16 protein-coding genes are annotated in these 22,106 nt (G+C 73.0%); 11 read left to right on the forward strand and 5 right to left on the reverse strand.

Annotation, left to right across the window (positions count from 1 at the left end; all coding sequences use genetic code 11):
• Positions 1 to 469: 469 nt before the first annotated feature.
• The 9 genes from glgP to FHU37_RS17420 all read left to right on the forward strand — a co-directional run bounded on the left by glgP (position 470) and on the right by FHU37_RS17420 (position 10,318).
• Positions 470 to 3,154 (forward strand): alpha-glucan family phosphorylase, encoded by a 2,685-nt coding sequence (gene glgP, locus FHU37_RS17380; protein ID WP_179815079.1) that lies wholly within the window; start codon positions 470 to 472, stop codon positions 3,152 to 3,154.
• Between the two features lie 204 nt (positions 3,155 to 3,358).
• Positions 3,359 to 3,949 carry a hypothetical protein gene (locus FHU37_RS17385; RefSeq protein WP_179815080.1) on the forward strand — a complete coding sequence of 197 codons (591 nt, stop codon included), beginning with the start codon at positions 3,359 to 3,361 and terminating at the stop codon, positions 3,947 to 3,949.
• Between the two features lie 54 nt (positions 3,950 to 4,003).
• Positions 4,004 to 5,191, forward strand: coding sequence for a hypothetical protein (locus FHU37_RS17390; protein WP_179815081.1), 1,188 nt, complete (start codon positions 4,004 to 4,006; stop codon positions 5,189 to 5,191).
• Positions 5,188 to 5,856: a hypothetical protein gene (locus FHU37_RS17395; protein WP_179815082.1), complete on the forward strand. Its 669-nt coding sequence runs from the start codon at positions 5,188 to 5,190 to the stop codon at positions 5,854 to 5,856. The genes FHU37_RS17390 and FHU37_RS17395 overlap by 4 nt, the downstream gene beginning before the upstream one ends.
• A 67-nt stretch (positions 5,857 to 5,923) precedes the next feature.
• On the forward strand, positions 5,924 to 6,400 hold the full coding sequence (locus tag FHU37_RS17400; RefSeq protein WP_179815083.1) for a hypothetical protein: 477 nt from the start codon (positions 5,924 to 5,926) through the stop codon (positions 6,398 to 6,400).
• 166 nt (positions 6,401 to 6,566) lie between these two features.
• Positions 6,567 to 7,046 (forward strand): WXG100 family type VII secretion target, encoded by a 480-nt coding sequence (locus tag FHU37_RS17405; RefSeq protein ID WP_179815084.1) that lies wholly within the window; start codon positions 6,567 to 6,569, stop codon positions 7,044 to 7,046.
• 70 nt (positions 7,047 to 7,116) lie between these two features.
• Complete coding sequence (locus FHU37_RS17410; RefSeq protein ID WP_179815085.1) at positions 7,117 to 8,589, forward strand: putative T7SS-secreted protein; 1,473 nt, start codon at positions 7,117 to 7,119, stop codon at positions 8,587 to 8,589.
• Positions 8,590 to 8,771: 182 nt separating this feature from the next.
• Positions 8,772 to 9,329, forward strand: coding sequence for a hypothetical protein (locus tag FHU37_RS17415; protein WP_179815086.1), 558 nt, complete (start codon positions 8,772 to 8,774; stop codon positions 9,327 to 9,329).
• Positions 9,326 to 10,318 carry a hypothetical protein gene (locus tag FHU37_RS17420; protein ID WP_179815087.1) on the forward strand — a complete coding sequence of 331 codons (993 nt, stop codon included), beginning with the start codon at positions 9,326 to 9,328 and terminating at the stop codon, positions 10,316 to 10,318. The genes FHU37_RS17415 and FHU37_RS17420 overlap by 4 nt, the downstream gene beginning before the upstream one ends.
• A gap of 64 nt (positions 10,319 to 10,382) precedes the next feature.
• Here FHU37_RS17420 and FHU37_RS17425 read toward each other — a convergent pair whose 3' ends face one another.
• The 4 genes from FHU37_RS17425 to glgX form a co-directional block, all read right to left on the reverse strand.
• Positions 10,383 to 10,847 carry a hypothetical protein gene (locus tag FHU37_RS17425; RefSeq protein ID WP_179815088.1) on the reverse strand — a complete coding sequence of 155 codons (465 nt, stop codon included), beginning with the start codon at positions 10,845 to 10,847 and terminating at the stop codon, positions 10,383 to 10,385.
• Between the two features lie 349 nt (positions 10,848 to 11,196).
• The gene (locus tag FHU37_RS17430; RefSeq protein ID WP_312892651.1) at positions 11,197 to 13,134 is read right to left on the reverse strand and encodes an ABC transporter ATP-binding protein; all 1,938 of its coding nucleotides are present in this window, start codon (positions 13,132 to 13,134) and stop codon (positions 11,197 to 11,199) included.
• Complete coding sequence (locus FHU37_RS17435; RefSeq protein WP_179815089.1) at positions 13,131 to 15,125, reverse strand: ABC transporter ATP-binding protein; 1,995 nt, start codon at positions 15,123 to 15,125, stop codon at positions 13,131 to 13,133. Before FHU37_RS17435 ends, FHU37_RS17430 begins: the two co-directional genes overlap by 4 nt.
• Positions 15,126 to 15,284: 159 nt before the next feature.
• Positions 15,285 to 17,813 (reverse strand): glycogen debranching protein GlgX, encoded by a 2,529-nt coding sequence (glgX, locus tag FHU37_RS17440; RefSeq protein WP_179815090.1) that lies wholly within the window; start codon positions 17,811 to 17,813, stop codon positions 15,285 to 15,287.
• Positions 17,814 to 18,620: 807 nt separating this feature from the next.
• On the opposite strand from glgX, the gene FHU37_RS17445 reads away from it, so the two are divergent.
• Both FHU37_RS17445 and FHU37_RS28330 read left to right on the forward strand, forming a co-directional pair.
• Positions 18,621 to 19,790, forward strand: a complete 1,170-nt coding sequence (locus FHU37_RS17445) for a L,D-transpeptidase (RefSeq protein WP_179816353.1) — start codon at positions 18,621 to 18,623, stop codon at positions 19,788 to 19,790.
• Positions 19,791 to 19,988: 198 nt separating this feature from the next.
• Positions 19,989 to 20,597, forward strand: a complete 609-nt coding sequence (locus tag FHU37_RS28330) for an ATP-binding protein (protein ID WP_246449953.1) — start codon at positions 19,989 to 19,991, stop codon at positions 20,595 to 20,597.
• Between the two features lie 602 nt (positions 20,598 to 21,199).
• On the opposite strand, the gene FHU37_RS17455 is transcribed toward FHU37_RS28330, so the two are convergent.
• On the reverse strand, positions 21,200 to 21,790 hold the full coding sequence (locus tag FHU37_RS17455) for a lytic polysaccharide monooxygenase auxiliary activity family 9 protein (RefSeq protein ID WP_179815091.1): 591 nt from the start codon (positions 21,788 to 21,790) through the stop codon (positions 21,200 to 21,202).
• Positions 21,791 to 22,106: the final 316 nt, after the last annotated feature.

Raw genomic sequence — 22,106 nt, forward strand, 5'->3', positions numbered from 1 at the left:
CGTCTCCGGCGCGTTCCGGTTCGGGGGCGCCGTCCTGCCGGGGGACTGCCTCCGCTGCTGCTTGTGCATGGCCGCTCTCCTGCCCACGAGTGCCGCGTCTCCGCGTGATGGAGAACCAGTGCTGGAGTTGAGGGGACTGCGGTGCGGTTGCGCCATCGGCAAGCCTTCCCCGCAACCCCCTGACGTAGTGCCGGCCGACGGGCCGGACCGGACGGGCACGCTCCACCCGGCCGGACCCGCCGCCGCGGACGGGCCCGGTGCCACGCCCCGCCCCCCGTGGAGCGACACCCTCCGGCGGCCGGAGGCGACGACAGCGCGAAGGCGCAGCGTGAGTGGGTCGTAGCCGTCAGTATGGGGGCGGTTCGGCGCCGACGCGCCGTGAAAGAGATTGCAAGGCCTTGCCGATTCTGCAACCTCTGAACAGGAAACCCCCTCCACGCCCCCCGACATGAGGCTAAGGTCACATGGTGTGAAGGCCATTCGACGTTTCACCGTGCGCACGGTCCTGCCCGGACCCCTCCAGCCCCTCGGAGAACTGGCCCGCAACCTCCGCTGGTCCTGGCACCCCGAGACCCGAGAACTGTTCCAGTCCGTCGACCCCGAGGTGTGGGAGGCGACCGGCGGCGACCCGGTCCGCCTGCTCGGCGCCGTGCCGGCCGAACGCCTCGCCGACCTGGCCTCCGACCGCCGCTTCCTGCGCCGACTCGGCGCCGCGGCGGAGGAACTCCGCGACTACCTCACCGGTCCCCGGTGGTACCAGACCGTCCAGCCGGCCCCCGACGGCGACGCCGCCGCCGACCGGCTCCCCGACGCCATCGCCTACTTCTCCCCGGAGTTCGGCATCACCGCCGCGCTGCCCCAGTACTCCGGCGGCCTCGGCATCCTCGCCGGCGACCACCTCAAGGCCGCCAGCGACCTCGGCGTTCCCGTCATCGGCGTCGGACTGCTCTACCGGCACGGCTACTTCCGGCAGACGCTCTCCCGCGACGGCTGGCAGCAGGAGCACTACCCCGTCCTCGACCCCAACGAGCTGCCCGTCACCGTGCTGCGCGACGAGCACGGCGACCCGGCCACGGTCGTCGTCGACCTGCCCGGCGACCGCCGACTGCACGCCCGCGTCCGGGTGGCACACGTCGGCCGCGTCCCCCTGCTGCTCCTCGACTCCGACATAGAGGAGAACGGCGCCACCGAACGCGACGTCACCGACCGCCTCTACGGCGGCGGCAGCGAACACCGCCTGCTGCAGGAGATGCTCCTCGGCATCGGCGGCGTCCGCGCCGTGCGGCGCTACTGCGCCCTCACCGGCCACCCCGAACCCGAGGTCTTCCACACCAACGAGGGCCACGCCGGCTTCCTCGGCCTCGAACGCATACGCGAACTCACCGAGGACCGCGGCCTGGACTTCGACGCCGCCCTCGAAGCCGTCCGCGCCGGCACCGTCTTCACCACCCACACCCCGGTCCCGGCCGGCATCGACCGCTTCGACCGCGACCTGATCGCCCGCCACTTCGGCGGCGACAACGCCCTCGCCGACGGCATGCCCATCGAACGCGTCCTCGAACTGGGCGCCGAGACCTGGCCCGACGGCTCCCCCCAGCTGTTCAACATGGCCGCCATGGGCCTGCGGCTCGCCCAGCGCGCCAACGGCGTCTCCCGCCTGCACGGCAGCGTCAGCCGCCAGATGTTCGCCGGCCTGTGGCCCGGCTTCGACGCCGCCGAGGTCCCCATCACCTCCATCACCAACGGCGTCCACGCCCCCACCTGGATGGCCCCCGAGGTCGGCGCCCTCGGCGCCCGCGAACTCGGCCAGCAGCGGCTCGAGGACGCCATGGTCGTCGGCGGGCACACCCGCTGGGACGCCGTCGACGACATCCCCGCCGAGACCATCTGGGAACTGCGCCGCACCCTGCGCGGCCGCCTCGTCGAGGAGGTGCGGCGCCGGCTGCGCGAGTCCTGGCGGCAGCGCGGCGCCGGCGAGGCCGAACTCGGCTGGACCGACACCGCCCTCGACCCCGACGTGCTCACCATCGGCTTCGCCCGCCGCGTCCCGTCCTACAAGCGCCTGACGCTGATGCTGCGCAACCCGCGCCGGCTCCAGCGCCTGCTGCTGCACCCCGAACGCCCCGTGCAGATCGTCATCGCCGGCAAGGCCCATCCCGCCGACGAGGGCGGCAAGCGGCTCATCCAGGAACTCGTGCGGTTCAGCGACGACCCCGCCGTACGCCACCGCATCGTCTTCCTCCCCGACTACGACATGAGCCTCGCCCAGCACCTGTACTGGGGCTGCGACGTCTGGCTGAACAACCCGCTGCGCCCCCTGGAGGCCTGCGGCACCTCCGGGATGAAGGCCGCCCTCAACGGCGCGCTCAACCTCTCCATCCTGGACGGCTGGTGGGACGAGTGGTACGACGGCGAGAACGGCTGGGCCATCCCCACCTCCCAGGGCGTCGGCGCGGACGGTCACCCGAACACCGAGTACCGCGACGACGTCGAGGCCACCGCGCTGTACGAACTGGTGGAGAACCAGGTCACCGCCCGCTTCTACGCCCGCGACCCCGACGGGCTGCCGCTGCGCTGGATCGAGATGGTCCGCCACACCCTGGCCACCCTGGGGCCCAAGGTGCTCGCGGCACGCATGGTGCGCGAGTACGTCACCGAGCTGTACGCCCCGGCCGCCCGCACCCAGCGGGCGCTGTCCGCCGCCGGCCCGGACGGCGACGCCTACCGCGCGGCCGTCGAACTCGCCGCGTGGAAGGCCCGGGTGCGCCAGGCCTGGCCGGGCGTGCGGGTCGACCACGTGGAGACCACCGGACTCGGCAGCACCGCCGAACTCGGCTCCACCCTCAACGTGCGGGTCCGCGTCGACCTCGGCGAACTCGGCCCTGGCGACGTGGACGTGCAGGTGATGGCCGGTCGCGTCGACTCGGCCGACCGCATCACCGAGGCGGTCACCACCTCGCTGAAGCCCGCCGACCGCAGCGACCTGGAGGGCCGCCTGCTCTACGAGGGCCCGCTGACCCTCGACCGCACCGGCGCCTTCGGCTACACCGTGCGCGTCCTGCCGTCCCACCCCCTCCTCGGCTCACCCACCGAACTCGGCCTGGTCGCCACCCCGGACGACTCCGTCCACGTCGACGACGGCGATCTCCGCTAGCCCCCGTCGACACCCCCAGACCCCCGGGAAGGGGACCCAGGGCCGCGGTCCACCAGGACCGCGGCCCTGCGGTGTGCCGGCACGTCCGGCACGCCGCCGGTCACTCTGGGGGGTCGAGTGATCGCCGTTTGCACCCGTGATGCGCCGTCAGTAATGTGGGCGCCGCTCTGAGTGATCACGGCGTCGCGCGTGGGGAGGTGGAGGGTGACCACTGCTCAGGAGGACCAGGAGATCGGCCGCTACTTCGACGGGGCCGACCTGGTCGAGGTCCCCATGCGCGGCGGCCTGAGGAGCCAGGGCGACGTGCTCCGCGTGGCCTCCCTCTACGGATACCGGATCACCGGGGAGTCCCGACGGACCTACTCCTACGGCCTGGTGTTCAGGCGCGACGACACTCCCGCCGTCCGGGCGCACTCCGTGCCGTTCGGTTACCCGCCGCCACCTCCCGTGGGCCCGCACGGAACGGTCGACCCCGTCGTGGCCACCCGGGTGGCGCGCCAGGAGGCCGATCTGCAACGGCTGCGCCGCAGGCCGGCCAGGGCAGCGTCCACCATCGTCGTCCTCCCCGCGATGGCGGTCGTGGCGCTGGTGCGCGGGCTGCCGCTCGCCGCGGGATTCCTCGTGCTGCTGGCCGCCCTGGTGGTCGTGCTCCACCTGCTGACCGGACGACGACTCAGGTCCCTCGAAGCCAGGGCGACGGCCATGGAACGACAACTGGCGACCGCCCCTCCCCACGGCTGGGGCCCGCCCGCGCCGCGGTGGGGCCCACCACCACAGCAGCCGCCCTGGCGGTAGGGCACGGCACACACGGACCACGCGGACACAGCCGGAGAGAACACGGGGGCAGGAATGTCGGCCACGGCGGCGAGCTTCCCCGGGCTGGGATTCGATCCCGCGCCCGGGGTGCCGTCCAGCATCGCCACCATGGTGGCGAAGGTGTCCCGCGCCACGGAGGTGCTGGACCAGTGCCGCTGCACGCTCGCCGGCGTCTCGGCGTCCGGTGGCCTCTGGCGTGGTGAGGCGGCGGAGGCCTTCTCCACCACACTCGGCGAACTCCCACACCTCCTGGACCGCGCCTTCGAGTCCCTGCAGGCCGTGGGACGGGAACTGGACTCCTGGAGCACCTCCCTCGCCGCCCTCCAGGGGCTGGCCAGGGCGCACGAGGCCGACGCCGTCCAGCTGCGCGAGCGGCTGCGGCAGGCCCAGGCGAACCCGGACCTGAACCTGGCCGGACAGCACTTCGACACCGACCAGGCGCTCGCCGACGCGCAGCACAGACTCAACCGGGCACAGTCCGAACTGGACGCCGTGCAGGGCGAACTGGACGCGGTACTGGCCAAGGGCCGCGAACTCCAGGCCGAACACGCGTACCTGGCCGGCAGGGTGGCCGCCAACATCCGCACCGCCTCCGAGACGGCCCCCGACGAACCCGGACTGCTGGACGGCTTCCTCCGCGAGGCCGGCGAGTTCTTCACCTCCGTCCTCGAGATTCCGCTCTCCATGGCGGGCTGGATCCGCGACCACGCGAACTCGATCGCCGCGATGGGAGACGTCCTGTCCACGCTGAGCACCGTGGTGAGCCTGATCGGTCTGGTTTTCGATGCCACCGGGGCCGGTGCGGTCGTCGGCATCCCGCTCAGTTTCGCCGGCGCCGCGCTGTCCGCGGCGGCCCTGATCACCCATGGAGTCGCGGCGGAGGCGGGTGCCTCCGGCGTCACACGCACCGACCTCGCCATGGACGCCCTGGGCTCCATCCCCGTCGCCGGAGTTCTGTCTCGATTCGGGGCCAGCGCGGCCGACATGAGCGTCGACTCCGCCGGGCTCTACGTCGGAATTGGCGATCTCGGAGTCCAGTCGCTCAACATCTCGGATATTTTCGCGGACGGCACGCTCGGATACTTCGTGCCGCAGAACACCCGCCAGACCACCATGATGGGCACCGCCCCCGGAATCCTGGCCACCGCCTTCGAGAACGCCTGGTCGGCCGGCGCCGAGAAGGACGCGGCCGCGGCAGCCGAACGGGAGGCGGCCCGGTGACCCGGATCGACACCCGCCGCCCGCCCGGCTACAAGCGACGCCCCCGCCTGGCCTTCAGCATCCCCGCCGCCTTCCGCCCGGTGCCCCTGTGCCGCGACGAGGCCGGCGCCCGCGCCGCCGTGCGGCAACGCGCCGCCGCCGGCCCCGCCCCGCTCAGCCCGGAGAACGAGGCGTGGGCCACGGCGGAACTGCTGCGGGTCGGTGCGCTGATGGAACGCACCGGCCTCATCTACTCGGCCTCCTGCTTCGGACGCTTCGACCAGGAGGTGACGATGGGCAGTGTCACCCTGGCGACCGAACCGCTGGACGTGCGGAACGTTGGCCTGGCCCTGCAGGGCATCGAACACGTCCTCCGGCACAAGGACTCCCTCGACCGGCACCTGCGCCGGCTCGACACCGCACTCGGCCCGGCGGTACTCGCCATCGAACAGCGGCCGGCCGGCGTCCGCGTGCCGGCCGAGCACTCGCCCACCGGCGCGGACCTGCCGATCCCGGTCGGCGTCCTCCAGGCGTACGTCCCGCTGCCCGACGGCCCACCGCCCCCGCCCGGCCGGAGCGGCCGGCCGTGCCTGCTGGTCGTCACCCTGACCACCGTCTCCCTGCACCACTGGGCGGAGTACTGCCAGGTCATGGCCGACCTCCTGCGCACCCTGAGCTGGCGGTGAGGACGGCGCGACGGCGGTGGTCCGCCGCTACACGCCGGACGGAGAGAACGGAAGGAAGGACCGGGGCATGTCCACCGGATACGAGGTCGATCTCGCCGCGATGGCCGGCCTGGTCACCAGCATGGGAACCTGCGCCGGCGACATGGAGCTCGCCGTGCGCGCCCTGCGGGAGCTCGACCCCGGCACGAGCGGCCACGCCGAACTCGACCACGCCTGCGCCGACTTCCAGGACAGATGGGGCCACGGCATCGCCCTGATCCGGCAACTCGCCGACAGCACGGTCGGCGGCCTGGAACAGACCGTCGCCGCCTACACCCAACTGGAGGCCACCGTCAGCCAGATGTTCCCCAGCCCGGACGGCTCCCCGGCCGCGCCCGCCGCCGCCGAGCCCATCGGCACCACCCTGCCGGCGCCCGGCGGCGACATCTCCCAGCGGCTGCGCGGCGACACCCCCGTCACCCTGCCCGCCCCCGCCCCGCCCCCCGCCCCCGAGACGGCGCCCCGCCGCCCCACCATCGCCGACGTCATGCGCGGCAACGCCTGACCGACCTACCCCCCACCCCCACCCCCACCCCCACCCCCACGCCCGCCCCGCCCCGTGGGCGCCACGGGGGAGACCCGTCCGGCTGGACGACACCCTCCCGACAGTGGTGAGATGACGACCGATCATCCGGCTCTGCCGCCGCCAGGCATACGTGGGGAGTGGGGACGTGTCGGCCGGTTACCACGTGGACTTCGACGGGATGTCGCGCCTGGTCGTCAACATGAGCACGTGCGCCGACGACATGGGCGCCGCGGTGCGTTCGCTACGGGACATCGGCCCACGAACGACCGGGCACTCCAGCCTGGACGACGCCTGCTCGGACTTCCAGGACCGCTGGTCCTACGGGGTCGACCTGCTGAAGGAACTGACCACGGGCATGGTCGGCGGCCTGGAGCAGACGGTGGCGAGCTACGCGGAACTGGAGACCCGGGTCGGGCAGCTCTTTCCCGGCCTGGACGGGGGCGGCGGAGGGGCCGGCTCCGGGGGTGCGACGCCGGGACCGGTGACGAACACGCCGGCGCCCGCGCCGAGCAGTGACTTCCTGAACCGGCTGCGCGGCGAGGACCCGCCGGTGACCACCATGCCCGCGCCCGCGCCCGAGGGCGGACGCCCGGGCATCGCCGACGTGATGCGGGGCGAGAACTGAGGCCGGCCGTCGCCCGCCGGCCGGGCGGTGGTTCGTAGGGACACATCGGGGACGAACGGGGGAGAGCGGAATGTCGGAGACCACCAGCTTCCCGGGGCTGGGTTTCGATCCCGCCCCGGGGCTGCCGTCCGGGATATCGGACATGGTGGAGAAGGTGGCCGACGCGCGGGACGTGCTGGAACAGACCTCCACCACGCTGCGCTCCATCGCCGACGCCAGTGGCTTCTGGCAGGGCGCTGCCGCCGACTCCTTCTCCGGGCAACTGGGTGAGCTGCCCGAGGTGCTGGACGACGCCCGCACCTCCATGGAGGCGGCGACGCGCGAGCTGGAGAACTGGCAGTCGGCGCTCACCGGCTTCCAGGCGTTGGCCCGGCAGTACGAGGCGGAGGCGGTCGAGGCCCGGTCGCGATTGGCGCGAGCGGAGGCCAACCCGGACCTGAATCTAGCCGGTCAGCACTTCGACACCGACGCGGCGTTGGCGGACGCGCAGGAACGGCTGAACCGGGCCTCGGCCGAGGTCGAGTCGGCGCGCGGCGAACTGGACTCCGTCCTCGCCCGCGCCCGCCAACTCCAGGGCGAGCACGGCGATCTGGCCGTGCGGACCGCCGCCAACATCCGCGCCGCCTCCGAGAACGCCCCCGCCGAGCCCGGCTTTTTCGACCGTTTCATGAACCTTCTCGGTGAGGCGGTCGAGGCTGCCAGGCGGGGGATCGACGCGGTCTGGAACTGGATACAAGCCAACGCGGACCTGATCTACGACATAGGCGACTGGATCGGCATCGCCAGCGGTATCTGCGACATCCTCACCGTAATTCTCGCACCCACCGGGATCGGCGCCCTGGCCGCCGCTTCTATTGGTGCCGGCCTGAACATTCTTGCCCTGGGCCTGCACGGACTTGGTTATGCCGCTGGCGCCGAGGACCGCTCCTTGGTTGATATCGGGTTCGATGTGGTAGGTTTCGTTCCCTTTGGTGATCTCGCGCGTGTGGGCCGCTTCGCGTGGGAGTCGTTCAGTACGGCGACAATCCCCACGAACTTCCTGCGCGGCGCGGACGCTCTCAATGCCGCGGAGCGTGCTGCCGATATCGCGGCGCAGGTGGGCGGGAGTGCGCGAGCGATCGAGAACGAGGTGAAGCAGCGTTGGGAGATCGTCACCGACAACTTCTCCGACCGAGTCCGGGCTGCCGCCCTGAGGATGGGCGACCGCTTTGTCAACAACCCCCTGGGGGGCAGCGGGTTCGCTCTGGCGCCAATCGTCGAGCGAATCGATCCCGCACGGGTTCCCGGTATCGCGGGTGCTGTGCAGGAACGGGTCGGGACGATCTTTGGCCGTGATGTGTCCGTGAAGTTCATCGACCCTGGCCACTGGGTGTCTGACGCTGTCCGGGTCGGCGGCGGATTGGGCAAGATATACAACGGTTTCACCAGTGGGTTCGACGGTATCGCTGAGTCCTTCACCGACTCGATACAGGGGCAGATCGACCAGGTGGGTGAGATGGCGGACTGGATCGGTGACCGGTTCACCGGCGAAGAAGGGCGGTAGTCGTGCGAGTCGGGGAAGTCGACGGTTCTCCCGCTCTGTCGGACGGCGAGCTCACTTTTCAGCTCCCTGCTGCTTTCTTGGAGATACCGTTGGTTCCGGATCCCGAGCGCAGCATGGAGTCGCTTCGTGAGTTGGCGGGGGAGGCTTGGCCGCGAGCGGATCCCGAGCTCAGAGAAGCTGTTGTGGCGATGCTTCACTCATCCGGAGAGCTTCTGATGGCCGGTGGCACGGTGCATCGCAGTGTCGCTGTTGTCGAGCTCGACGGCGGGCGGTGGTCATGTGCCAACATGACGGTGACCGTTCGTGATCTGGGGGCGCCGAACGCGGAAGTCGCCGCCGCCGGCGTGTATCAGCTGCTGGCTCGCCAGAATGACGTCGAGGTTCTGCCGGTAACCACGGCTGCGGGACCCGCAGTGGTGCGTGTCGCGGCTGCGCGGACGATATGGAGTCCGCAGGATGCCTCCGCGGCGGGTGATGTGCGCGACGATGAGGCCTCGCTGAATCCAGCGGCGGACTCCAGCGGCCACGATGGCGCCTCCTGGTCCGTTCAGGTGGAATGCTGGGTTCCTGTCTCCGCAGGTAAACGAGTCGCTGTCTTCGTGCTCTCCACAACGGAACCGCGGGACCTGCAATTCTGGCAGTCCGTGCTTGCTGACATAGTGAACACAGTGACACCCCAGTCATCCAAGGAGGCGGTCAGCGGCCTGCCGGCTGACCGCGAGGCTGGAGAACCGACGTGAGTCTGCCGGCGAGTCACCCCACGTCATCGTATTTCTCGCCGCCTTCCGACAACCCCGCCTGGCTGCCCCTGCCGGCGCGTTCCCGGGTGGGGCTGGCCCTGCGTTTCGTGCTCCAGCCCGCCTACCTTCCGTTCGTCTGGGCGTGGGGGCTGCTGCGCCTGTGGTGGGCCGAATCGGACGCGAAGTGGAGGGACGCGGAGACGGCGCGCGTCCTCGGGCCGCGGCGGCTGGCCCGGTTCTGGCGTCGCGACGCTCTGCGGCAGGAACGTGCCATCGCGGCGCGGCTGGACCGGGGCGGCCGGGCAGGACGCGTTCAGAACGCGCCCGGGGTGTGGCTGCGACTGGACGTCTCGCAGTACTCCACCATCGGGGCGGCCGCAGCCGTGCGCATGGCGGCGGAGCGCGGGTGGCAGCTGTCCGACCCGCATCTGCAGCCACAGTTCGGGCTGTGGTTCCGGTATGCCGCTCCGGACGTGCCGCCCGTTCCGGACGGCCATGGAGCGTGGTCGGCACGGGGCCCCCGCTCGCGCTGGGTCGTGGGGCTCGTCGGGACGGGGCAGGCGGTCGGCCTGGTGGCGTACGGACTGCTGCTCGTCGTGCTGCTGCCGTACGGCGCGGTGCTGTTCCTGCTCGAGATCGTGAGGGGCGTCAGCAGGAGGAAGCGCCTGCGACCGGCGGCGTGGCGCACCATGTGGGGCGGAAGGGGACGTCGGCTGACGTCCCACGACACGGCCTGGGTGCGCTCGGAGCTGGCCGGAGTGCTGGAGAGCGGCGATTCGGTGGGGCCTGAACGGGGGGCGGGCAGCGGCACCGGGCGGCGGCCGCCGGTGCAGTACCTCAGCCTCGATGACAGCTACTACCGGCAGCTTGGCGCGGCGGAGGCGCTTGACCTGGCGTACCGCCGTGGATGGCGCCTGGTACCGGGGCTCGAGAGGGAGGCTCCGGGATGGTTGTACCTGGAAAGGGCGCGGTCGGACGCTCCCGGGTGAGCCGGCGGGGGCGGGCGAAGGGCAGGCCCCGGCTGGCTGCACCTGGAGTGGGGCGGCTGACGGGTCACCATCCGGGGCCGCCGGCGGGGGACATCAGGGCCGCGAGCATGCGGGCCGCGGCGTACGGGTCGGTGCCGGTCTGGGTGCGCAGCAGCTTCAGGGCGCGGGCGTCGCCGCGCTCCCAGCGCACCCGCACGATCTCGCTCGCGACGTCCGGACGGCGCGCGGCGAGCAGCGCGGCGGCCTCCTCCGGGGAGAACGGCAGCCGCCGGCCGGAGGCGATCAGCTGCACCGCGGCGTGCGCCTCCTCCAGCTCCAGGTCGGTGCGGGCGCGCAGGTCCTTGATCGCCGACGCCTCGTCGCCCCGGGACATGAAGTGCGCGGCGGCGTCCTGGGCCGGCTGCGGCACCGGTATGAACTCCGCGCCGAGCCTGGGCGTGGAGCCGCCTATGACGCCGAGGTGGGACAGGACCATGACGGTCAGCACGGTCGTCACGGTCACCACGGACAGCAGGGCGAGCGGATCCACCAGCGGGCTCCTCACGGGGCAGGCCGGACGGGGACGTACGGCGCGGACGGGACCTGGGGCGTAGACGGGACGGGGGCGTGGGACGCGGGGCGTAGACGGGACGGGGGCGTGGGACGCGGGGCGTGGACGGGGCGTCGGGCGTGGACGGTGCGGCGGCGACGGGCGGGCGGGTGCGGCGGACGTGCTCGCCATCGCGGGCACATCCCACCACACACCTTCCCGCCCGCGCGCGCCCTTCTGCGCGCCACGGCGCACGCGGGGCGCGCACGGGCGCACCACCGTGCGCCCCGCGCGGTGGACGCGCGGACGAGCCCGCCCCCGAGGCGGGGACCGGGACGGGGACGGACGGTCAGACCAGCGAGTCCCGCCACTGCCGGTGCAGGTCCGAGAACCGGCCCGTGCCGGCGATCAGCTCCGCCGGACTGCCGTCCTCGACGATCCGGCCCCCCTCCATCACCAGCACCCGGTCGGCCACCTCCACCGTCGACAACCGGTGCGCGATGATCACCGAGGTGCGCCCGGCCAGCACGGTGCGCATCGCCTGCTGCACCGCCCGCTCGCCCGGCACGTCCAGCGACGACGTCGCCTCGTCCAGGATCAGCACCGCCGGATCGGCCAGCAGGGCCCGGGCGAAGGAGATCAGCTGCCGCTGGCCGGCGGAGAGCCGCCCGCCGCGCTTGCGCACGTCGGTGTCGTAGCCGTCCGGCATCGCCGCGATGAAGTCGTGCGCCCCGATCGCCCGGGCCACCCGCTCCACCTCCTCCCGCGTGGCGTCCGGCCGGCCCACCGCGATGTTCTCCGCCACCGAGCCGGCGAACAGGAACGACTCCTGCGTCACCATCACCACGTTGCGCCGCAGCCCTTGGTTGTCCAGCCGCCGCAGGTCCACGCCGTCCAGCAGCACCCGCCCCTCGGACGGGTCGTAGAACCGGGCGAGCAGCTTGGCCAGCGTGGACTTCCCCGCGCCCGTCGCACCCACCACCGCGCAGGTCTGCCCCGGCGGCAGCACCAGGTCGAACCGCGGCAGCACCGGGACACCCGGCCGGTAGGAGAACGACACCTGCTCGAACCGCACCTCACGCCCGCGCGAGGTGCGCTCCGGCAGCCGCTGCGGAACCTCCGGCTCCACCACGGACGGACGGCGGGCCAGCAGGTCGGCGACCTTCTCCAGCGCCGCGGCCCCCGACTGGTAGGAGTTGATGAACATCGCCAACTGGTCCAGCGGGTCGTACAGCCGCCGCACGTACAGCACGAACGAGGTGAGCACGCCGAGCGCCAGCCCGCCGTCCACCACCCGCACCGCGCCGATCGCCAGCACCACCGCCAGCGTCACCGCGCCGACCACCTTCAGCATCGGGATGTACGCGGCCAGCAGCTTCGACCCGCGCACGTTCGCCGCCGCGTACGTCTCGGTGAGCTCGGCGAACACCTTCTCGCCGCGCTTCTCCCGACGGAACGCCTGCACCGCGCGGATGCCGTTCATCGTCTCCGAGTAGTGCACGATCAGCTCGGCCATCGACGAGCGGGTGCGCCGGTACGCCCGGCGGGAACTGCGCTGGAACCACCGGGTCGCGAGGACCAGCGGGAACAGGCCGGTGAGCACCAGCAGCCCCAGCGGCAGGTCCAGGAAGAGCAGCAGCACCAGGGTCAGCACGCTGGACAGCACCACGTTGACCAGGCCGTCCAGTCCCTCCTCGGCCAGCTCGCGCAGCGTGTCCACGTCACTGGTGCCGCGCGAGATGATCCGGCCCGAGGTGTACCGCTCGTGGAAGTCCAGGCTGAGCCGCTGCGCGTGCTGGAACACCCGGCCGCGCAGGTTCACCATCATGTCCTGGGCGATCCGGGCCGACGCCCGCACGAACCACATGCGGGCGAGCGCGCCGCCAAGCCCGCAGACCGCGTACGCGCCGGCCACCAGCACCAGCGGGCCGGCGTCGTCCCGACCGGTGAGCGCCGGCAGCGCCCGGTCGATGCCGAGGCCGATGAGCAGCGGACCCAGCAGGTTCAGCAGGTTGTGGGCGACCATCAGCACGGTGGTGCCCAGCAGGCGGCGGCCGTGCGGCCGGACCAGGTCCGCCAGCAGCACCCGGGAGCGGCGCACCGACTCCGGGTCCTTGCCGGCCTGCCACTCGTCCTCGGCGGCGGTCGTGCCGCTGGGGAGGTTGCTGAACTCCTCGATGGAGGCGGTGGGGTCGCCGATCCCGGAGTCGGCGGGGAGGTGGGCCACCGGCCCGTCGTCCGGGCGCCGCTCCTCCAGCCGCTGGTCGGTGTCGAGCCGATCGCTCACCGGGACGCCTCCATTTCGTCCTCGCTCCGGTTCCGGTTCCGGTTCCCGTTCCCGTTCTGGTTCGGGCGGTTCGGGCGCTCGTCCGGATTCCCGTCCGGGTGCCCGTCCCGGCCGGCCGCGTCGAGCGCCGCGTGGTCCTTCTCGTCCGCCGAGAGCAGGTAGCGGTAGAACGGCGAGGAGGCCAGCAGCTCCTCGTGGGTCCCGGTCTCGGTCACCCGCCCCTCCCGCAGCACGGCCACCCGGTCGGCGAGCATCACCGTGCTGGGCCGGTGCGCCACGATCAGCGCCGTGGTGGTCGCCAGCACCCGGCGCAGGGCCTGCTCCACCGCCGCCTCGGTGTGCACGTCCAGCGCGGACAGCGGGTCGTCCAGCACCAGGAAACGCGGCCGCGCCGCGACCGCCCGGGCCAGCGCGAGCCGCTGGCGCTGCCCGCCGGACAGGCTCAGGCCCTGCTCGCCGATGCGGGTGTCCAGGCCCTGCGGCAGGGCGTCCACGAAGTCGGCCTGCGCGATCTCCAGGGCGCGGCGCACGTCCTCGTCGGTCCCCTCCGGGTGACCCAGCAGCACGTTGTCGCGGACCGAGGCGGAGAACAGGATCGGTTCCTCGAACGCGGTCGCGACCAGCGTGCGCAGCCGCTCCAGCGGCAGGTCGCGCACGTCGACGCCGTCCAGCGTCACCGAGCCGCCGGTGACCTCGTAGAGCCGGGGCACCAGGGCGGTCAGCGCCGTCTTCCCGGAGCCGGTGAGACCCACCAGGGCGACCGTTTCGCCCGGGGCGACCTCCAGGTCGACGCCGCGCAGCAGGTCCGGGGTGTCCGGCGGGGCGTCGGCGAAGCGGAAGCGGACGTCGTGGAAGACCAGCCGGCCGGTCGGCTCGCCGGCGCTTCCCGTGCGGCCGGCGCTTCCCGCCGCGCGGCCGGCGCTTCCCGCCCTGCGGCCGTCGCCGGCACCGTCGCCGGCGGTTCCGCCGCGGGCGCCGTCACCGTCCGTGATGACCACCTCGGTGTCGCACACCTCGAAGTAGCGGCCGGCCGCCGAGGCGGCGTCGTTGCCCAGCGCCAGCAGCCAGCCCAGCGAGTCGATCGGCCAGCGCAGCAGCTGCAGGGTGGCCAGGAAGGCGACCAGGGTGCCGGCGGTCAGCGAACCGTCCGCCACCAGCACGATGCCGTAGGCGAGGGAGAGCGTGATCGCGGCCTCCGGCAGCAGGATGATGCCCGCCCAGAGCCGCCCCAGCAGCCGCGCCTTGTGCAGCTCGGTGGCGCGCAGCCGGGCGGCCAGTTCCCCGAAGCGGCGCTCCATGGTCCGGTGCCGGCCGAACGCCTTGAGCACCCGGATGCCCAGCACCGACTCCTCCAGCACGGTGGCCAGATCGCCGTTCTGGTCCTGGGAGAGCCGGGTGGCGACCTGGTAGCGGTGCTCGAAGATCGAGGAGAACACCACCATGGGCAGCAGGGTGACGGTGGCGAGCACGCCGAGGCGCCACTCCATCACGATCAGCGCGACCAGGCCGACCACCGCCGTCACGGCGTTGACCACCAGGAAGACGACCCCGAAGGAGAGGAACATCCGGATCAGGTTGAGGTCGTAGGTGGCGCGGGAGAGCAGCTGCCCGGACTGCCACCGGTCGTGGAACGCCACCTGGAGGCGCTGCAGGTGCCGGTACAGGCCGACCCGCATCCGCGCCTCGACGTCGGCCAGCGGCCGGGCGACGATGTGCCGGCGCAGCCAGAAGAGGACCACCTCGGCGACGCCCAGGCCCAGCACCAGCAGGACGGGCGGCCACAGGGCGTCCAAGTCGCCGCTGCTCACGGGGCCGTCGATGATGCTCCGGAGGACCAGCGGCATGGCGAGCGCGCACATGCTGGCGATCAGGGTGAGCGTGATGGAGACCAGCAGGACGGCGTGGGCGGGGCGGGTGTAGGGGCGCAGACGCAGCAGGGTGCGCAGGGAGGAGGGGGCAGGCGAGGTGGGGGAAGCGGGTTCGGTCGCCATAACACGGTCACGTTACGGTTCGCGTGGACGGCTGTCGCGTCAATTACCTCCGCCCGGTCGAGGGGCCGGTGCCCCTCCCGGCCGCCGGCCCCGGCCCGTCCCGGCCGCTCACCGCGGTCCCTCCCGGCGCCGCGGCCCCGCCGCTGCGCGCGGAGCGGGTCAGTCCTCCGCCGCGGCGGCCGGTTCGGCGCGCAGCACCAGCACGCAGCGCCCCGGGACGTCGATGACGCTGCCGGCCGGGTGCGCCGGGCCCGTATCCCGCGCGGGGTCGGCCGCCCCCTCCGGCCGGGAGGTGTCCAGCAGCGTCCGGTAGCGGGCGGCCCACTCGGGCCCGGGCAACACGAACCGCAGCGGTTCCGCGCCCGCGTGCAGCACGAGCAGCAGGCCGTCCCCGGCGAGCGGTCGCCCCCACGCGTCGGTGTGCCCGCTGAGCCCGCCGTCCAGGTGACAGGCGAGCGTGGTGGCCGAGGCGTACCAGTCGGCGTCCTCCATGGGCCGCCCGTCGGCGGTGAACCAGACGATGTCGCGGCGGCCGTCAGGCCCGGGCCGGCCGGTGAGGAAGTCCGGCCGGCGCAGCACCGGGTGCGCGCGGCGGAGCGCCAGCAGGCGGGTGGTCAGTGCGAGCAGCGCCCGGCGGTCGGCCGGATCGGTGAGGTCCTCCCAGGCGGAGGCGGGGGCTGGCTCCGGGGCGGTTGCGTCGCCGGTGACCGGTGACCAGTCCAGCCAGCTGGTGGGGTTGTCCTGGCAGTAGGCGTTGTTGTTGCCGCGCTGGGTCCGGCCGAGTTCGTCCCCGGCGGTGAGCATGGGCACGCCGGTGGAGAGCAGCAGCGTCGCCAGCAGCGCGCGGAGGGCGCGGAAGCGTTCGGCGAGCACGGCGGGGTCGGTGGTCTCCCCCTCCACGCCGCAGTTCCAGGAGCGGTTGTCGTCGCTGCCGTCCCGCCCCTGCTCGCCGTTGGGCTCGTTGTGTTTGCGCGCGTAGGAGACCAGGTCGCGCAGGGTGAAACCGTCGTGGGAGGTGACGTAGTTGACGGAGGCCCAGGGGCGGCGGCCGGAGTGCTGGTAGAGGTCGGAGGAGCCGGTGAGCCGGTAGCCGAGTTCCCGCACGTCCGGGGCGGCGCCGCGCCAGAAGTCCCGCACGGCGTCGCGGTAGCGGTCGTTCCACTCGGCCCAGGGCGCGGGGAAGCCGCCCACCCGGTAGCCGTCCGGGCCGATGTCCCACGGCTCCGCGATCAGCTTGACCCGGGAGAGCACCGGGTCCTGGCCGATGGCGGTGAGCAGCGGGGCGTACATGTCGACGCCCTGCCGGGTGCGGGCCAGCACGGTGGCCAGGTCGAAGCGGAAGCCGTCCACGCCCATCTCGGTCACCCAGTGGCGCAGCGAGTCGCAGACCAGGCGGACGACCTGCGGCCGCTCGGCGTCCAGGGTGTTGCCGCAGCCGGTGACGTCCTCGTGGCGGCGCGGGTCGTCGGCGCGCAGCCGGTAGTGGCCGGCGTTGTCCAGGCCGCGCAGCGAGAGCGTCGGTCCGAGTTCGCCGCCCTCGGCGGTGTGGTTGTAGACCACGTCGAGGATGACCTCGATCCCGGCCCGGTGCAGGGTGCGCACCATGTGGCGGAACTCCTCGACCTGGCCGCCGCGGCTGTCGGCCGCCGCGTATCCGGCGTGCGGGGCGAAGTAGGCGAGGGTGTTGTAGCCCCAGGCGTTGGTGAGGCCGCGGGCGAGCAGGTGGGGTTCGCTGACGTGGTGGTGGACGGGGAGCAGTTCGACCGCGGTGACGCCGAGCCGCCGCAGGTGCTCGACGGCGGCCGGGTGGGCGAGGCCGGCGTAGGTGCCGCGCAGCTCGGCGGGGATGCCGGGGTGGCGCGCGGTGAACCCCCTGACGTGCAGTTCGTACAGCACGGTGTCCGGCCAGGGGGTGCCGGGGCGGGGGCCGAGGTCGCCGTCGGGCGCGGCCGGGTCGCGGTCGGCGACGACGACGCCCTTGGGGACGTGCGGGGCGGAGTCGCGGTCGTCGCGCACGGTGTCGGCGGCCCAGGGCTCGGGCCAGTCCCGGACGTGCCCGTAGCTGGCCGGGTGGTCGAGGAACTCGCCGTCGACGGCCCGCGCGTAGGGGTCCAGGAGCAGCTTGGCGGGGTTGTGGCGGCGGCCGGTCCACGGGTCCCACGGGCCGTGGACCCGGTAGCCGTAGCGGGTGCCGGGGCCGACGCCGGGCACGAAGCCGTGCCAGACGTGGTCGGGGCCGGGCCACAGCGGGCAGCGGATCTCGGCGTCGTCGTCGTCGAAGAGGCAGAGTTCGACGAGGTCGATGCCGTCGGCGGCGCGCACGGCGAAGTTGGTGCCCGGGGTGCCGTCGGGGCCGGTGCCGGGGCGGGCGCCGAGGGGGTCGGCGGAGCCGGGCGGCACCGCCCAGGTGGCCGGGCCGGACGGGGAGGCGGAGGGCTCCGCGGCCGGGGCGGCTGTGGCGGCGTCACTCGGGGTGCCGGTGGCGCCCGGGTGGGCCAGGCGTCCTGGGGCGGCTGCGGTGGCCGGGGCGGCTGGGGTGGCCGGGACGGCTGGGGTGGCCGGGACGGCTGTGGTCGCTCGGGCGGCTGGACCGGTTGGGCTGTTCGGGCGGGCTGGGGTGGCCGTGGCGACGCCGGTGTGTTCGCGTGCCGGTGCCGGCCGCTCATCGGTGCTGTGCCACGAGGTCATCCGACCCTCCTACCCGCGCCGGCCGCGCGGTGGTGCCGCGGGCCCGTCCGCCGTCGCGGTGCGCGCTCCCCGTTGCGGCCTGGTGTTGCCTGTCGATTTCCGGACCGTTAACCGTGTCGTTCCCCTTCCGGCCCGGGTCTGCACGCGCGGCCGGGAACGGTATGGAGACAGCCTGTTCCCGGTCTTGTACCGATCCGGTCGCGACCGGGGCGCGGAACGGTCCCCCGGTGGCCCCGCCCCGGCGGCTGCGGGCGCCCGTGAAGGGCCGTTCGGTGACCACTCGTGTTGGATCGGGCGCACATTGTAAGGGGATGTGGCCCCGGGTGATCGAGTGGGCCCTTTCGGGGCTGTCCGGATGGCGTCGTGGCGGCGGCCCGCGCTGAACCGTTCGGAGTAGCGAAACGTATCCTCGAACGCGTTCCCGTTCGACTGTCAGCGCCCCGCTCCGGGGCGCCGAACAGCGATGCCCAGGCGCGAGCCGCCGTCACCCGTGGGGGGCCTCGCGCCGTGTCCGTCCACCCGTGCGGTGGCGGAACACGCGGGGGGCGGCGACCGTGGCCCTAGGAGCCCTCGGCTGTCCCGCCGACGGTCCCCGCAGGCATCTGAGCTGCTCGTAGGAGGTTGGTATGGGCTGCTGAACGGGAACCGACGGCCACGTCCGCGCGTGTAGGGATTGCGGACGTACGAACGAGGGAGTGCGAGTTGATACAGGCAGAGGGGAGGCGGGCTCCCGGGCGCATATCGGGTCGGGGGCCGCGTCGGGACAGGGGTGTCGGTCTGGTGGCGCTGCTGCTCGGCGCCCTGCTCATGATCACCGCCTGTAGTGGCGGCGGCGCTTCGTCGGGTGGTGCCGGTGGTTCCGGCGGCGGTTCGGGGGCCCCGGACGACGGTTCCGCCGAGGCCACCGTCTCCACGGCCGTGCTGGCCATCACGCCCGAGGACGGCTCCGACAACGTCGCCACCGACGAGCTCAAGGTCAGCGTCCGTGACGGCGAGCTCACCTCGGTGGAGGTCACCGACGCCGAGGGCAACGAGGTCGAGGGCGAGCTGAGCGAGGACGGCGCCACCTGGCAGCCGGTCAACCGCCTGGCCAACGGCACGGAGTACCACGTCACCGCCACCGCGGAGGACGCCGCCGGCCTGGAGGCCGCGCAGACCGCGACCTTCACCACGGTCACCGCGGCGGACACCTTCATCGGCTTCTTCACCCCCGAGGACGGCAGCACGGTCGGCGTCGGCATGCCGGTGTCGATCAACTTCAACCGCGAGATCACCAACCAGGCGGACGTCGAGCAGCACATCACCGTCACCGCCGAGCCCGAGGTGGAGATCGCGCCGCACTGGTTCAGCAGCACCCGTCTGGACTTCCGTCCGGAGGAGTACTGGGAGCCGGGCACCAAGGTCACGCTCAGCCTGCGGCTGAGCGGCGTCGAGGGTGCCGAGGGCATCTACGGCACGCAGAGCAAGGACGTCTCCTTCACCATCGGCCGCTCGCAGATCAGCACGGTGGACGCCGAGGCGCACACCATGGTCGTGGAGCGGGACGGCGAGGTGCTGCGGGAGATCCCGATCTCGGCCGGCTCCCCGGAGACCCCGACCTACAACGGCATCATGGTGATCTCGGAGAAGCACGAGGTCACCCGGATGAACGGGGACACCGTCGGCTTCGGCGGCGAGTACGACATCCCGGACGTGCCGTACGCGATGCGCCTGTCCACCTCCGGCACCTTCGTGCACGGCAACTACTGGAGCAGCTCGGACACCTTCGGATCGGCCAACGTCAGCCACGGCTGCGTCGGCCTGGAGGCCCGGCAGGGCGGCGGGGGCAACACCCCGGCGCAGTGGTTCTACGAGGAGTCCCTCCTCGGCGACGTACTGATCGTCAAGAACAGCGACGACGTCACCATCGCCCCGGACAACGGCCTCAACGGCTGGAACATGCCGTGGGACGAGTGGGTGGCCGGCTCGGCCCTGTAGCAGGCCGCCGCCCGCGGGAGCGGCGGCGGCAGGGGGCGGCGCGGAGTGGCAGGCTCCGCGCCGCCCCCTTTCCGTTCCGGTGGGCCGTCCCGCCCGTTTCGGTGGTGGGGCGGGGGCGGCCGGTGCCCCTCCCGACGCGTCCTCCACCATTTCACCGAACATCCCACACAGAGTGTCACGGACCATCATGATGGGGTCATGGCACCCGGTGGACACCCCGCACGGTCGTTGCCCGACGCCGGATCACCGGAACCCCCGCCCCGAGAACGTCTCCGTCGGGATGGTCCTCCGTCGATCCAGGTCGGCGCCGCGACGGCCGTCCCCCCAGCACCGTCGACGGCGCGCGCCGCCAGGCAGCGGCTGGAGGAACCGCCCGCGGCGCTGGCCGTCCCGCCCGGCACCGGCCCCTTCTCCTATGACGCGCTGGAGGAGCTGCGGCTGTCCTCGACCGACCAGCCGGCCGCCACCGCGCGCCGGGTGGTCCGGGCCGTGCTGGCCCTGTGGGACCTGGAGGCGTTGAACGACACCGCGACGCGGCTGGTCACCGAGCTGGTGGTGAACTCCGTCCGGCACACCGGGGGCGGCAGCGTGGGGCTGCGGCTGGAGCGCCGGCCCGGCCGGGTGCGGGTGGAGGTCCGTGACCCGTCGAAGGCGCTGCCGTGCCTGATCGACGCCGGTCCGGAACCGCAGGCCGTGCGCGGGCTGCGGATGGTGGACCAACTGGCCTACCGCTGGGGAGCGGACCTGCTGCCCCGGGGGAAGGCGGTCTGGTTCGAGCTGCGCCTTCCCGCGCGCCGGACGCGCTGAGCCCTTCGGCGGGCTCGTCCCCTCCCCGGGAAGGCCGAAGGTCCCACGGCGTGGTTGGTTGCACGCCGAGGGACCTTTTCCGGCCGTCCGCACCGTGCAAGGGGGTGTTGGTGCGGAGGTCAGGCCGTACCCGGGTCAAGGGATGGACCTGGAGGAGGCCGCCGGAGCCGGTTGGCGCCGTCGGCATGCCCGACTATCGCAGCCACGGCCCCGGGCGGGCAAACGGTCAAAACGGGCAAGCTAGACGAACAGCTCACAATGCCTGGGATTTGTGGGGCGAGACACGTCTCAAGCCTGAGAAATGTCTGAGAAATGCCGTCCCGACCCGGGTTCTCATCTTCTGACCGGCACGCGCCGTCATGCCCGGCGGATCCCTGGGTGCCCGGCGCTCGGCGCCCCGGCGCCCGATACCCCGGCGCCCGGCGCCCGACACCCCGGCGACGGGTGCGGCCCCGGCGGGCCCAAAGCCTCCGGGGCCGGCCTCCGGGTCGGGCCGGCCGTCGCCTCGTCGCGCCGTGCCGGCCCGACGTCCTGGTGCGGCCGCAGGGGGCCGGTCGCTCCCGCCCGGGCCGGGGGTGGATCGACCGGCCTCCCCGGTCGGCTCAGAACCTGACGTCCGAGCAGGAGTAGAAGGCGTTGCCGGTGTCGGCGATGTCCCACACGGCGAGGATCAGGTGCCGTCCGGTCTTGCCGGCCGGGACCGTGCCGCGGTGGGTGACCGTCGTTCCGGGCCTGGCGCCGTTGTAGGGCACGTGCAGGAACGGCGCGGGCTCCAGCGCGGCGCGGGTGAGCGGCTGGGTGGGGTCCCAGCCGTTCCTGGTGATGTAGTACCGGAACGAGGTGGTGGCGTGGGCCGCGCTGATCCGCCAGGTGAAGTCGAAGGTCTGCCCGGAGGTGAGCGGGGTGGTGGGCCAGCCGCCTCCGCGCGGGTCGTCGAGCTGCGCGAAGCGGGTGTTGCCGCCGGCGCAGATCCGGCCGTCGGCGGGGCCGGCGGCGGGGAAGCCCTTCGGGCCCTCGACGCTCTGCGGCTCCCACTGGATCTCGCCGCAGCCGGTGACGACGCCCTGGTTGCACAGGGCGGCGCGGCTGGGCGGGCTGTTGGTGTAGCCGTGGCCCTGGGCGGTGCCGGCGAAGGCGAGCGGGAGCCCCAGGGCGGCCAGGCCGACTAAGACGGTGCTGATCCGAACGCGCATGATCTGCTCCTCGGGGGGCGGGACGGCATGCGGACGAGGGGCGCCGGCCGGATGGGTCGCCGGGGAGCGGCGAACTCAGGTCTAGACCAGCGCGGTCTAGACCATAGGGTTTGTCATGTTCCGCCGTCTAGGGCATGTCCCTTGATTCTTTGACGCCCCGAACGCCCTGCCGGAAGGTCCGGCCGCCGTGTCGGCCGTGACCTGGAGTGGCGACCGGCGGCAGCCCCGACGAGCCGGCCCAGCCGCCCCGGAACCGGGTGACGCACGCGTTTCCGCTGCGTGTCGAATGGTGGCGGAGCCTCCGAAGGGCGTCAGC

It is taken from the genome of Allostreptomyces psammosilenae (genome assembly GCF_013407765.1).
Classification (GTDB): Bacteria; Actinomycetota; Actinomycetes; order Streptomycetales; family Streptomycetaceae; genus Allostreptomyces; species Allostreptomyces psammosilenae.